Annotated in this window: 11 protein-coding genes; 3 read left to right on the plus strand and 8 right to left on the minus strand. The window is 41.0% G+C overall.

Annotation, left to right across the window (positions count from 1 at the left end):
- The first annotated feature begins 37 nt into the window (after positions 1–37).
- Together PTET_RS14050 and PTET_RS14055 are read left to right on the plus strand one after the other, a co-directional pair.
- Positions 38–2,578: an EAL domain-containing protein gene (locus tag PTET_RS14050; protein ID WP_096038793.1), complete on the plus strand. Its 2,541-nt coding sequence runs from the start codon at positions 38–40 to the stop codon at positions 2,576–2,578.
- A gap of 21 nt (positions 2,579–2,599) precedes the next feature.
- Positions 2,600–3,415, plus strand: coding sequence for a DUF2797 domain-containing protein (locus tag PTET_RS14055; protein WP_096038794.1), 816 nt, complete (start codon positions 2,600–2,602; stop codon positions 3,413–3,415).
- On the opposite strand, the gene PTET_RS14060 is transcribed toward PTET_RS14055, so the two are convergent.
- Positions 3,388–5,916, minus strand: coding sequence for an EAL domain-containing protein (locus PTET_RS14060; RefSeq protein WP_167378572.1), 2,529 nt, complete (start codon positions 5,914–5,916; stop codon positions 3,388–3,390). The genes PTET_RS14055 and PTET_RS14060 overlap by 28 nt on opposite strands.
- Positions 5,917–5,993: 77 nt before the next feature.
- On the opposite strand from PTET_RS14060, the gene PTET_RS14065 reads away from it, so the two are divergent.
- Complete coding sequence (locus tag PTET_RS14065; RefSeq protein WP_096038796.1) at positions 5,994–6,293, plus strand: DUF4144 family protein; 300 nt, start codon at positions 5,994–5,996, stop codon at positions 6,291–6,293.
- Here PTET_RS14065 and PTET_RS14070 read toward each other — a convergent pair.
- The 7 genes from PTET_RS14070 to PTET_RS14100 form a co-directional block, all read right to left on the minus strand.
- Positions 6,273–7,196, minus strand: coding sequence for a histone deacetylase family protein (locus PTET_RS14070; protein WP_024601706.1), 924 nt, complete (start codon positions 7,194–7,196; stop codon positions 6,273–6,275). The two genes, PTET_RS14065 and PTET_RS14070, sit on opposite strands and share 21 nt — an antisense overlap.
- A 103-nt stretch (positions 7,197–7,299) precedes the next feature.
- Complete coding sequence (locus PTET_RS14075; RefSeq protein ID WP_096038797.1) at positions 7,300–8,841, minus strand: serine hydrolase; 1,542 nt, start codon at positions 8,839–8,841, stop codon at positions 7,300–7,302.
- A 27-nt stretch (positions 8,842–8,868) separates the two neighbouring features.
- Positions 8,869–9,363, minus strand: coding sequence for a gamma-glutamylcyclotransferase family protein (locus PTET_RS14080; protein WP_013465973.1), 495 nt, complete (start codon positions 9,361–9,363; stop codon positions 8,869–8,871).
- A gap of 12 nt (positions 9,364–9,375) precedes the next feature.
- A complete protein-coding gene (locus PTET_RS14085) occupies positions 9,376–10,002 on the minus strand; it encodes a LysE family translocator (protein WP_028835584.1) in 627 nt (208 codons plus the stop codon).
- Between the two features lie 2 nt (positions 10,003–10,004).
- Positions 10,005–10,787 carry a hypothetical protein gene (locus PTET_RS14090; protein WP_013465975.1) on the minus strand — a complete coding sequence of 261 codons (783 nt, stop codon included), beginning with the start codon at positions 10,785–10,787 and terminating at the stop codon, positions 10,005–10,007.
- A 3-nt stretch (positions 10,788–10,790) separates the two neighbouring features.
- Positions 10,791–11,261: a CreA family protein gene (locus tag PTET_RS14095; RefSeq protein WP_013465976.1), complete on the minus strand. Its 471-nt coding sequence runs from the start codon at positions 11,259–11,261 to the stop codon at positions 10,791–10,793.
- 185 nt (positions 11,262–11,446) lie between these two features.
- The gene (locus PTET_RS14100; protein ID WP_096038798.1) at positions 11,447–14,467 is read right to left on the minus strand and encodes a TonB-dependent receptor domain-containing protein; all 3,021 of its coding nucleotides are present in this window, start codon (positions 14,465–14,467) and stop codon (positions 11,447–11,449) included.
- Positions 14,468–14,667 lie beyond the last annotated feature (200 nt).

Genomic DNA, 14,667 nt, shown 5'->3' on the forward strand with positions numbered 1-14,667 from the left:
CTACACTATAAAAAAGTAATCTGGACATAGATTAATATTGGAATTTAAAACCTTGCGCTACCATGCGGTAGCAGTTGTAATACTTATTTTTATCTTTTTTATTATCAGCACATTGGCAACAAACTTTGTGATGCCATCACGCTATACCATAGATAAAATAACCCCTGTTTACCTCGATCATGCGTATTACATAGACAAAAGCAAAACACAAAGTTTTGAAGAAGTAATGACCAAGCAGGCGCTATTTACACAGCAAGAATTTAACGATATACCTTGGAGCTTTGAACAGCAAAATTATTGGTTACGCCTCGATTTAGAAAACAAAAGCAGCCAACAAGAAGATGTGGTTGCCCACTTTGATAACCCGATGGTAGATCATCTCACCATATATCGGCTCAATAGTAACAACCAACTACTCGACACTTATAAGCTTGGCGATAAAGAGCCACGTCTTACTTTATTTAAGTACAGCGTGCCCCACATTCGCTTTAACCTCGATGGCCAATCTACACAACGACTAATTATAAAAATAGATACTGTGGGGATCAGTAAAACTCCAATTCACTTATATCGCCATAATGTATTTGTTGACTTAGTTCGCTCACAAACAGGCATTTGGGGAATTTTCGCGGGTGTCTTATTAATGGCCTCACTATATAACCTATTACTCTATTTTGGCATTAAAGACCGCGTGTACTTAGTTTATATTGGCTACATTATTAGTGCTATAGCATTAATGGGCACCGTTCTGGGGTTTAGTTTTTATTTATGGCCGCTAGAATGGCAGTTGTTTATTCACGAAAAAATAATTGTCGTTAATTACACTATTGCGTTTTTCACTCTCGCTTTTTGCACCATGTTTTTGCGATATCATAAAGACCGTTGCTGGCGTTATAAATTAAGTGTTGGTTTACTCTGGCTAATGCTAGTGCTCGGTACATTAAGCTTTTTTATTCCCGAAAATATAGCTGCCCCCATATTTTTTGTAATTTTGGGATTACTTTATATCGTCTGCTTTATTTTAATTTATAACAAATTAAAAAGTGGCTTTAGATGGGCTAAGTTTTACGTATTTTCATGGGTGCCATTGATTATTGGTGCAGCCATTCAGCCTTTAGAGCTTACAGGCGTTATCACTTATAGCTTTTCAATACGTCATGCTTTTTTAATGGCCATCTTATGTGAAATTGTCCTCATGGCCATGGCACTTGCCGATCGGGTTCGTTATCAGCGTGAGCGCGCTTTATATCATGCCACGCATACCCAGCAAACAAAACTGCTCAATAGCGCAAAGTTAAAGTATGCCTTTATGGCACTCAAAGCCCAGCAACGTTCCACCACTTTATGTTTGGTTAAAATACGTCATTTTAATTCGCTAAATACCATTATTACGCCCTCCCAAGGATATGAATTAATTAAGCATGTTGCGCACGAATTAGAATGCCAATTGAGCTTTGAGAGAGAATTTTTTAACTTAAGTAATGGCATTAATCAACCCGCTAAAATTGCTGATTTAGGTAGCGGTGTTTTTGCCTGTATCTCGACTAAAAACCAAAGCCCACACACGCTCGAAGAGTTATTAAAAAGGGTAGTAAATAAGTTACCAAAAACCTATCAAATCAAAGGGCTAGACTTACAACTCAATTACAGCGTGGGGATTAGTGCCTTTGGTAAACGTGATGACTTTGAATTTTGGTTGAAACGAGGCTACTTGGCATTACATAACGCTAAACATAGTCTAAGTAAGGTAAGCTCATCATCTGCGGACAGCAGTTTAGCTATGGACGTTGCGCTTGCTGCTAAGCTTCAACAAGCGATAAGAACGGATCAGCTCGCTCTGTTTTATCAACCACAAATTAGTTTAAAAGATAACAGTGTCAATGGTGCCGAAGCTCTACTACGCTGGCCTAATACTGAGTTTAAAAACATTTCCATAGAAAAACTAATTCTACTTGCCGAACACACCGGTATTATTAATGAATTAACACTTTGGGTGATAGAGCAAGCCTGCAAAGACATTGCAAAACTGGCAAATGAGGGCATAACTGAACATAGTATTAGCGTTAATTTAAGTGCAAAAAACCTAGCCATTGCCAATTTAACCGAAAAAGTAGAAAACCTTTTAATAAAGTATCAGGTTGCCCCTCATTTATTGAAGTTTGAGCTGACTGAATCAGCGTTTGTCGAAAATCAAGATGCGTTAGTCACCTTAGTTGGTGAACTTGCCACACTGGGCGTTAAGGTGGTGTTAGACGATTTTGGTACTGGTTATTCATCACTTAGCTACTTAGTTAACTATCACTTTAGTGAACTTAAAGTAGATAAGTCGTTTGTGTTTGATTTAACCGATAACCGGGCTCATCAGGTCATTGTGCAAACAGCCATAGATATGGCACATAACTTGGGCCTTACTATCACGATTGAGGGAGTAGAAACTCAAGAAGTTCACCAGCTGCTCAACACCATGAAAGCTGACCGTACCCAAGGCTATTTGTACGCAAAAGCACTCTCTTATGATAATTATTTAGACTTCTTGAACAGCCAATACCGCCTAAAAATGTTAAGCTCCCCTTTTTAACATCTTTGGGGCCAAGTAAAGATGCAAGGTACACTGCGTAAATTAAAGTCGAGCTTAACAGAACCCGTTCAATATCATTTACCTGTAGGTGATGAACTGGTTGATTTAAATGCTTTAATAGGTAAACAATTGACTCTCACTTTTAGTGGCACAATTTTGTGTTCTAACTGTGGTAAAAAAACAAAAAAAAGCTATTCTCAAGGGCATTGCTTTGTATGTATGCGCAAGCTTGCAAATTGCGACATGTGTATCATGAAACCTGAAACCTGCCATTACGATCAAGGCACCTGCCGCGAGCCACAGTGGGGTGAAGAAAACTGCATGATCCCGCATTATGTGTATCTAGCTAATACATCAGGGTTAAAAGTAGGCATTACTCGCCACACCCAAATACCTACCCGTTGGATTGACCAAGGGGCAACCCAAGCATTACCTATTTTTAAAGTACAAACTCGTTTACAGTCGGGCTTAGTGGAAGTGGCGCTCGCGCAGTTTATTGCTGATAAAACCAATTGGCGCAATATGCTCAAAGGACAAAACGACGTTCTTGATTTAAAAGCAGCGGCTGCTGAACTTATTCCACAAATTAGCGAAAAACTAACCGAGCTGAGTGAGTTATTTGGCGCAACCGCTATTGAACAGCTTGACCAAGACGTTGTGAATCTTGATTTTCCTGTAAGCGAATACCCAAGCAAAATCAGCTCATTTAACTTCGATAAAAACCCCGTTGTTAGCGGTATTTTACAAGGTATAAAAGGTCAGTACTTAATTTTTGATAGCGGCGTTATTAATATTCGTAAGTTCACCTCTTATGAAGTGAGTGTAGACTCAGAATAACCTTTTGCTGCTTGGTTATAAAATGCTATCCACTGCTGCTGCGTTAATGGATGGCAATAATAATAGCCCTGAATAACATTGCAGCCTATTTCGACTAAGTGTGCCTCTTGCGAGGCATGCTCAACGCCCTCAGCAACCACATCCAATCCTAAACTTGTCGCCATGGCTATAATGGCCGCCACAATTTGGCTATTGCCATACTCATCAGGAATCTTAGCAATAAAGCTCGCATCAATTTTTAATGTATTAAACGGTAATTTGGTTAAATAACTGAGTGCAGAATACCCCGTACCAAAATCATCCAGCGCAATATGCACGCCCAGCGCTTTGAGCTGTTGTAGTTGCTCTTTTGCCTGTGAAAACGAGCTAATAAAGCTGCTTTCGGTCAGCTCAATTTCAAGTAAGCTGCCAGGTAATTGGTAACGAGTAAGCATCGCTTTAATATTATCAGCCAACTTACCTTGGCTTAAATGACACGCAGAGACATTAATCGCTAAACGTCCGGCATCAATCCCCTGCGCTTGCCAAAGGGTTAACTCTTTACCTGCTTGGTTTATAACCCATAAATCTAAACGCACCACTAAACCTAGCTCTTCAGCAAGCGGAATAAACTGCGCTGGTGAAATAGTGCCTAAATCAGGGTCATGCCAACGCAGTAGTGCTTCAGCTCCCATAATCACCCCTGTTTTTAAACATTGCTTAGGCTGAAAATAAAGCTCAAACTCATCATTTTCGAGTGCATGCTGAAAGCGGCTCATCATCGCTAAGCGCTCAAGGGAGCGGGCATTCATTGAGGGTTGAAACAACTGAAACGAATTGCGACCGACATCTTTTGAGCGGTACATGGCAATATCAGCATGCTTTAATAATGTTTCACTGTCTAAGCCATCATCAGGGTAAACAGCCGCCCCTATAGACGCGGTAACACCAACCTCAAAGCCTTCAAGCTTAAACGGTGTATTTAAGTGATTTAAAATACTCTCAGCAAGGGTGATAGCACCTTCTACATTGTTTATTTCGCACAATACAATAAACTCATCGCCCCCTAATCGCGCCAGCGTATCTCCCTCATTGAGGGTGTTAATAATGCGCTCAGAGACTAATTTTAATAAGGTATCACCGGCATTATGGCCTAAGCTGTCATTCACCTCTTTAAAACGATCAAGGTCAATAAACATTACCGCTAGCATCTGTTTATCTCTGTGCGCTGAGGCCAGTGCCATAGAAAGTCTATCGTTAAATAAACGCCGGTTAGGTAAGCCAGTTAGCTCATCAAAATACGCTAACTGCACCACTTTTTCTTCTGCGCTTTTTCGCTCAGTTATGTCACTAAAAATAGCGGCGTAAATCACCTCACTATGACTTGGCTCTTTTATTTCTATAATACTGAGCCACTCAATATAAATATCGCCAGATTTTTTACGATTATGAATTTCCCCCTGCCATACCCCTGTTTTGGCAAGCGAATCCCACATTTTTATATAAAAATTTTTATCATGACGCCCTGAACTCAACATATTGGGTCGCTTACCTATCACCTCATATTCTTTGTAACCGGTTAGATGAGTAAATGCAGGGTTTACTTGCATAATCACTCCATTCGAGTCGGTGATCATGATGCCATCTAGGGAGGAGTCGATAATTTTATTGGCTAAAAATAAGTTACGCTGCGAATGCTGCAATGCAATATCACGCTGCTGAAGTACTTTTTCAAGCTCACAACAATAAGCCGTTTCAATTTCATTAATTAAGTTTTCAAGCGATAATACACCGTTAATTTGATTATTTTCGCTTACTACTAAATGTCGAATGTTACTTTCAGACATCAACCTGTAAGCATCAAAAAGGCTGTCTTGGGGGCTTATCTGATAAAGGGGGCGGCTAGCTAAATCCCAACAAACAAGATGATTGTGCTGCTCGGTGATGAGCTTTAGTAAGTCGCGCTGGGTAATAATGCCATGAACATTTTCATCCTCATTAAACACCAAAATCACTTTCTCTGCATATTCACGCATCATGCTCACCGCGTCATTGATTGCCAATGAACTTGGTACTATCCGTATGTTTTTATTATATTGATCATTAATAGGTCTAAATTGTAAGTAATGCTCTAGCCCTTGATTGTTTACAATATCTGTAATGCTGATCACGCCGCTGGGAATGTCATTTGTATCAGTGACTAACAAATGCCTTACACCCTGCTTATTAAACACCATGGCCGTCTCGGTTAATAATTGTTGGCTGGGCACACTTAGTACAGGGCTCGACATAACGCTTTCAATCGCTAACTGCCTAAGTGAGCGATTAGAAAAGTTAAGTGTTAAACAATCGGTTTCAGTCCATACGCCTATTATTTGTTGCTGTTGTTTTACAAAAATAGCGCTAACATTGTGCGCTCGCATTAGTTTCACCGCTTCAATTAAAGGGGTATCCTTAGCGCAGGCGATCACCTTATTGGTAAAAACATCGCATACTTTTTGATAGCGGCTAGTGTGAGGCATTGCTTCTACTTCCAAAATTAAACCAATTAATGATTATAAATTATTCAGTAAAAAAACAATTTGATTTAGGACAATAGATGAGCATCAGTTACCCACAAATTATTATTTATAATAATGAAATTGAGCTAATGGAGCACGCCAATGATTTACACGACTTTATTTACACTATGGAAGCAAGTGAACAGCAAAAAGTCATTATTTTAGATAAGGTTAGTGGCTATCAAAGCTTAAGCGGGCATTCGCTCACGGCGCTCAGTGCAAGCCAATTAGCAGAGCTAGTAAAAGAATATTTAGCAAAAGAAGGGCAATGCTGCTTAAGTAAAATAGAGCAGCTCACACCAAGCCAAGCGTTTGCGTTACTCGCCGAAATCAACTAACGCTTTAACGTGTGCAATCGCGCTGCGCCCGAGGGCCGACAGTGAGTACCCTCCCTCTAAATAAGAAATAATACCTAAACAATGATGCTGTTGGCTAAATTGCGCTAACTGCTCAGTAAGCCATATATAATCACTTTCAACAAACTTAAGACTGGCCATGTCATCTTCTAAATGTGCGTCAAATCCCGCGCTTATAAAAAGTAGCTCAGGCTTAAATTCTGTTAATTTTGGTAGCCATTGTTGCTCATAAAGTGCTTTTAAATCAGCACCATCACTAGCTATCGGTAAAGGTGAATTTACCAGTGTGGCATTATTTTTAATGGCGGTATTAGGATAAAATGGATATTGAAATAACGAGCACAGCAACACATTTTCATCATCCATAAAAATATCTTGAGTCCCATTGCCATGGTGTACGTCAAAATCAACAATGGCAATGCGCTTTACCCCTTTGCTTTGTGCATATTTAACCGCAATCGCAAGGTTATTAAACACACAAAAACCAGAAGAGCTATCTCGGTTAGCGTGATGTCCTGGCGGGCGTACTGAACAAAATGCAGCGTCTAACTTACCCTCTAAAATCTCATCAACAGCGAGTAACCCTGCTCCGACTGCACGCTCAATGGCCTTTAAAGAGTCGGGGCATAACCACGTATCTCCATCTAGATCGCTGAGCCCCTCGGTGGGGATCATGTCTTCTACATGCTTAATATGCTGCTCACTGTGCGCCAATAAATAGTGCTCGCGCAATGCTTTAGGCGCTTGTTTTTGCTCTATAGCCACATCCAGTCCACTAGCAAGTAAACGGTCATTAATTGCATCTAAACGCTCAGGGCATTCTGGATGATCTTCAATCATTTTATGTTTACGACAGTGAGGATGAGAAATAATCGCAGTGCGCATAGCTAACTCCAAAAATAAGTTGCTTAACGAGTATAACAAAGCCACCTTGTGGTGGCTTTGCGACTTTGGTTGATACTAAACAACTCTTTAACCAAAGTTATGATTATTTAGCTTTTAAGTCGAGATTTCTAAAATCAAAGCTAAAATCGGTTACCTGCGTTGAAACTGCATTCATTTTCGCCGATTCCACGCGGTTATCGGCGCTCATTGAAAAGCGAATAAAGGCATCTGCCTCTAATAACTTTTCATCCCACTTCACAATAAAAGTATTACCTGTGTAATGCTTCAACTCACCTTTAAGGCGTTTTGTATGGGTAAAATCAATGCGTAACTTACCATCTAGTTCTTCAACGATTACATCGCCATACCAATCATCATGTAATGTACCGGTGTAGTTTATATTAGGTAATTGCGGTTGAGTGTCTGTTGGCGCTTTTGGTGCGGCATTAGCATAGGCTTTTTCTTTCCCTGCAAAATGCTTTTTAGCTAACTCTTCAACCCAATCTTTATCTTCAAGCTCGAGTACATCTTCAAGTACTTCATGAGTCACTGCCGATAATGCAGAAAATGCTTGTTGGTTGCTTAATATCACAATCCCCACGTTTTTTTCTGGTAATAAAGTCACCTGCGATACCATACCTAAAATGCCGCCACCATGTGCCAGCTTTTTAACGCCGTGGTAATCTTCTATACTCCAACCTAATCCGTAACCTCTAAATTGTTGATGATACGCTTCATAGGCACTTTTAGATGCCAGTGACGTAATATGTGGATGCCACATTTGTGCTTGCTGCTTTTCACTAAATAACTGCTCGCCATTAGGCATTTTGCCACCCGCAAGTTGAGTACGGAGCCATTGGCTCATATCATTTACGCTTGATGCAATGGCGCCTGCCCCTCGAAAGTCTTCAAGGTAATTAACAAAAAAAGGATGCAATTTGCCATCCATTGGGATGTGTCCGATCGCCCAGTTTTTGTTGTTTTTTGCGATACGCGAAAAGCCAGCGCGCGAGTTGGTCATATTTAGCGGCTGTAGAATATTTTTTTCAATGTAGTCGTTCCAGCTCATCCCCGATATACGCGCAACAACTTCACCAGCGGTAACAAACATTAGGTTGTTGTAAGCATATTGACTACGAAAACTGCTCGCAGGTTTTAAATATTTCAGCCCAGATAAAATATCGGCTACCGATTTATCTGTACTTGGCCAAATCATTAAATCGCCTTGACCAAGCCCTAAACCGCTACGATGACTAAGTAAATCGCGTATGCGCATTTCACGAGTAACGTAAGGGTCGTACAATCTAAACTCAGGAAGATGGTCAATTACGCGGTCATCCCAGCTTAACTTGCCTTCATCCACCAGCTTAGCCAATGCTGCACTGGTAAATGCCTTGGTATTTGAAGCAATGCCAAATAAAGTGTCTTTATTCACCTTGCTATTCGTATCAAGGTTGGCAACACCAAAGCCTTTAGCGAATACAACTTTGTCATTTTCAACAATGGCAACGGCCATTCCGGGTACATCAAAACGTGTCATTGAGGCGTTGATCACCTCTGAAATTTTATCGGTATCAACTGCTGCAGAGCTCGTAAACGCCCAGCCAGCCAATAATGCGGCTGTGGCTAATTTTTTTAGTTTCATAGTGTTACCTTAGGTTATTATTTTTGTTTAATCTTGATGAACCGCAAATTCTATTTCGGCGCGCGCTTTATTAGTATCTTGCTTACTCGGGTAAGCTAAAATGCGTTGACTGTAGTGTTCGGGTACGCCCGCCTCAAGTGCGCCGCGATATACATGCTGCACGTACCAATCATAAGGTAGCAGTGTGTCGTCATGTGTGTTTGCTATGTAGCAGTGTACATTAATGTCATCGTCATCTAGAAGGCTCACGGTTAAATCAACACAGTCGTAATTAGGGCCTTCAATTTTATCTAAGATCTCTTTTTCGGCTTCATTAAGCTGATACACCACCCCATATACCACAGCATCGGGCTCATTGGTGGGCACAATAGTGCATTTACCTGAACCATCTGAAAAGGCCATATTAAAGGTTAACTTATAGCCCTTTAAAAGTGCCGTACCCACACGTTTTGCATTAGGTAAACGTGCCAATAAACGATTAGATGACATATTAGAGCCAAACGAAAAATTATATAACGCCATACTATTCCTTCTTTAAATAACAACTCGCACAGCCAGTGCGATTAAAATAATGCCAATGCCGCGGTCGAACCAATAACCACTTTGCTGAAAAAAATCACGTACACGCGCTTTTGATAACAATAGCGATAAAATAGAAAACCAAGCCCACGTAGCAAGCGCCATATAAACGCCATATCCCATTTGTACTATTACCGGCGTAGTTGGGCTAATCACTAAGGTAAACAACGACATAAAAAACAGTGTTGCCTTAGGGTTAAGTGCATTGGTAAAAAAGCCACGTCGAAACGCACGCCATGATGACTCAGCTGCAAGGCTGGGTTTTGCAGTCGGTTCTGATGAGGTATTTGTAGGTTTAGCAGCGCGCAGTGCCTGCACGCCTAAATACGCTAAATACGCGCCCGCTATATATTTAAGCGCCATAAACAACGCAGGTGATTGAGTTAACACCAGCGCAACTCCCAATACACAATAGGCTATGTGTAATAAAATAGCCGCACCAACACCTGCACTTGTCCATAAGGCATTGCGCCTGCCGTGTTGTACACTTTGTTTAAGGACTACCGCAAAGTCGGGCCCAGGGCTTGCTACCGCAAAAAAATGAGCCACCGCAATTAATAAAAATTCATCGATATAGTTCATACTTAACTGGCTTGCTCTGGCGAAAAAGCCAATAATAATGGGTTAGCCGATTGATTAACCAAGGCTTTTATTTCTTTTTGCGCTTTTTTAAATTGGCCTCGTAAATGCGGTTTTAAATGTTTTTTAGAGTGTTTATCTTGCTTAAAGTAGCTCACTAACGCATGCATAAATACGGTATGCGTTTCACTGAGCGCCGCTTCGCGATTTGCATACGGGTTATAACATGAGCCACAGCCACCTTTAAACTGGTACACGGTATTGCTCATCATTACCCCAAAGCCTAAAAAACACGCTAAAGCATCAGTAGCTTGCGGTAAGTACTCTTTACCACCTGGGGGCAGCACCCCTACGTGATGAATTAATATGGTGGCAAGCGTACCGGCAAAACTCGCCACTAAGTCTTGCGGTTGATTAATTTGATTGGGATTAAACGACACATTAATAGTATGACTGGCTGGTACTATTAAATGACACTCTTCGCCACGTAAATGCTGACTAAATTCAAAGTGTGGAAACACCTGTGGTTGTAATTGTTGCGGTGCAACCAAGGTTACTGGCCATTCATTCATACCAGCGTATTGCTTAACACGCGCAAACACTTTGCTGGCCATTTCCTCAATACTTGAAACCGAGTCAGGAAAAAACTCAACCGTTGGCAAAATAACTTGGCTGTGTTTGGTAAAAAAATCCAAATCAAAGTTTTCTGCTGCCCATATAAAGGTATCAACCAGCCATTGTTGTTCTTGTTCTGCCAATAAGGGCTTTGATTTAAATAGAGTTAACATAAACTACTCTTGCCCCTTCGCCCATTGCCATGCTTGTGTATTGTATAAAGGCACCGTAGAGAGCGCATGATGATGACTGCCCGTAGACTCTTTCGTTGAGTATGATAAATATAATAATGTATGGGTTTTAGCATCATAAATACGGCGCACTTTTAATGACTTAAACAAAATACTCTTAGATGATTTAAACACGACTTCACCGGATTTACTGCGGTCGATAGACTGTAATTGGTCTGGCGTTATTGGCCCGGTTTGACGACAGGCAATCGACATATCTGATGGGTCTGAAAAATCTAAATTCGCCTCAATATGGCTAATATGACAGGTTACACCGGTCACTAGCGGGTCTTGCTGTGAATTAACCACCACATCTTTAGTGGTAAATAGCCCAAGACTCACTGAGGCAACATCATCAGAGCACCCTGCAAGCCCTGCTAAGCATACAATTAAACCACCCATTTTGAGATACTTCATAGCAAGTCCTTCGTTCATATTAAAAATTAAGTTACGCCTTATACTAAACGCTTTCACCGCGATAAAACAAATTTTATCCACCAACTCAATACTGTAATGGTTTAAAGGGTATTTCGCAGCAAGATACACAATAAAAAAGGCACGCCCGAGGGAGTGCCTTTGCAAACAAATACAGCTAAAGATTATTAAAAGCTATATTGTGCACCTAGATAAACATAACGACCGGCACCGCCGCCGTAGCCACTATAAAAGTTACCACGACCACTTGGGTAAAATGCCCCTTTGTCGTCAAATACATTGTTAATACCGCCAAATACACGTAAGTCACTTTTATCAGTCAGTGCCAGAGTGTAAGACGCTGATAAACTATGCTTTAAAAATGAGCCATAATCTTGATACGCAAGTGGCTCTGGGTTTGCAATACAACCGGCATCGCCCGCAGCACAGCGCTCATCGTTTGCAGCAACATACTCAAGGTAGTCTTTCTCATCTTCTTGGCTTGCTTTAAACGCGCCTACGTAATTTGTACGCCAGCGAATACGTAAATCATCTATTTTCCATACAATCGACATAGCGGCTTTATCTTTTGAGCGCCCATAACCTGCATACTGTGAAGTAACACTGTTACCATCTAAGCCTTCATAGGTTTGCGAGTTTTCAATAATGTGATTGTAATCAAGCTTAAATGACAAGTTGCCATAGCTGCCGATGTCATATTTGTAAGTTGCAACGACATCGTAACCGCGCGCAGTTAACTCATCCAAGTTATATTCACGCTGTAGAATTTTTACAATGTTACCTTCGTCGTTACGGGTAATATCGTTACAGTATTCGTTATCACTGCCCCACGCAGCCTCTGAGTCATAACATTCGCGCATGATGTTTTCGTTACTTATTTCATCAATGGCATCAACAATAGCAATATCGTAGTAATCCACCGCTAAGTTAAAGCCATCTAAAAACTCAGGAGATACAGTAATACCAAAGGTATAGGTATCGGCTGTTTCTTCTTTTAAGTTTGGATTACCTGTATTTGGCGAGTAGTTATTGTCTTCACTTTCAAATTCAAAGTTAGGATCATCAGCTAGCTTTTGTGCCAAGGTTGGCTCTAAACGACAGTTATCGTGTCCTGGGTTTGTTGATGTTGCTGTTAGACCATCACAAATATCATCAAATGAATCAAAATCGCCGCGAGGGGGTGATAATAATTCCGTGATAGTCGGCGCACGCTGTGCACGTGCATAATTGGCACGTAACATGTACCCATCAATTGGTTGCCATAAAAGGCCTAGCTTATAACTGGCAACAGTGCTGATATTATCAATGCTGTAATTTGCTAAACGCAGCGACGTTTCTGCCGACAAGCTTTTAGCAAATGGCGCATCTTTAAGTAGTGGCACTGCAAGTTCAGCAAATGCCTCATACACTTCTACTTCACCGTAAAAAGAAGGCACAACATTAAACGTAATACCGCCCGCTTTCATATCATCACTGGTATCTAGGCTTTGTGAGTCTTTACGGTACTCTGCACCAAATACTGCAGACACATTACCTGCTGGTAATTCGTATAGGTCGCCGGTGATATAACCCATTACCGTGTACTGTTGAATCTCAGTATCAATAATTGGGTTTGTACGGATCCAGTCAGCCATTTCAGGGGTAATAGACCCTTCACCAAATAGATTAAGCGGGACACATCCTTGCGCTCGCGCTTCGGCGTCTTTACATTGAATAGTGCCATCGGCTAGCTTTTCAGCTTGCAGTGCTTGATTAACACGTACCGTGTTTAACTCGTTACTACGAATTTGATGTTGCTTGAATTGCCCGTATCCAGCAGAGATATCCCAATCCCATGTATCATCAAACATCATACCTTGCAGGCCTGCCCAAGTTCGGATGGTCGTACGGTCGTTATCAGTGCTGATATTACCTACTTCACCAAAACGACGATCCCAATAAATGCGGTCTTTGTATGGGTTGCTGTCAATAATTTCTTGTGGCACGTATGGGTTATCAATAGGAATGTAACCGGGCTCAATATCATCGATAGGGTCGCCAGTCACTGGGTCGTAGCGAGGTACGTAAGCCCCTTCGTATTCATCTTCTGGTGACTTATCGTTGAACGAGCCACTCTTACTATATTGAATTTGGAAGTAACTCATAATGTCGTCTGTTACATCATAATCTACTTTTATCGCGGTCGAAAAGTTATCGCTAGGTACATCAAGCATGACGTATTGTGACGAATTTATACCATAAATTTCTTCATTACCTTTCCAGTCATCACGCAGCGTTTGCCCGTCGTACCAAAACTGGGTATCGTTTCGGCTGCTTTCTAAAAATACACCGCCTAAGGTACCATCGCTTTTGCTTGCCCAATCAGCTTGTGTAATACCACTCATACACTGATAACCATCAGCAGTGTACATTTGATTACACATTAACTCATCATCATAACTATGCGCCGCTTCTATTTTTGCGCGGTCACGGTCGTAAAAGGTCATGCCAAAATCACGATCCCAGTTTGAGCTGACAAATACATAACCGCGATCATCAGCAAATGACGTTCCGTAGTTTAAATCAAGCGTAAACTCGCGACCGCCACCATCTGTTGTTTCACCGCCACGGGCTTGAAATTCAAAGCCTTCTTTTTTTGACTGGGTAATAATATTCACTACACCGGCTACCGCATCAGCTCCATAAGTGGCCGACGCACCACCACTTATAATTTCAACGCGCTCCACCATGCCACTTGGAATAGTATTTAAACTCACATAGTTACCACCATAACTATTTGATACCACACGGCGGCCATCAATAAGCGTTAGCGTTCTATTAGCGCCTAAGTCGCGAAGCTGCACCGTTGATAAACCGGTACCCGAAATACTTGATTGGCTGGTTGTATTACCAATACTTTCGCTCAGTGCAGGCATGTTATCGATTAATACATCTGAAAGGTTGCCTAGGCCTGTATCCTGAATCGACGCTCTATCCATGGTTACCAGCGGGGTCGTTACAGAAAAACTATCACGCTTTAAACGCGAACCCGTTACGGTTATTTTTTCTGGTGCTTCTTGTACCACTTCTTCGCTTGCTTTAGCGGTTGATTGACGAGCAATAGCCTCGTCATTTGCTATTGCATGTCCAGATAAACTCGCTGTTATAGCCAGTGCTAAAGCGCATTTTTTTGTTGATATATTACTCACAAACTTCCCTTATTATTTATTATTCCATTAGTACAAATCGTTTTTGATTAACTTTTTAGTTATTAAATTTGTTTTGTACCAATTGGTTTATTTTACTAATAACATGTTATAAGTAATCGTGAATAAAAGCACAATGAGAGGTGTCTCGTTTATATCCCTATTTTATATCTATTTAATATCTATTTATTTATAATCATACA

The organism is Pseudoalteromonas tetraodonis (assembly GCF_002310835.1).
Taxonomy (GTDB): domain Bacteria; phylum Pseudomonadota; class Gammaproteobacteria; order Enterobacterales; family Alteromonadaceae; genus Pseudoalteromonas; species Pseudoalteromonas tetraodonis.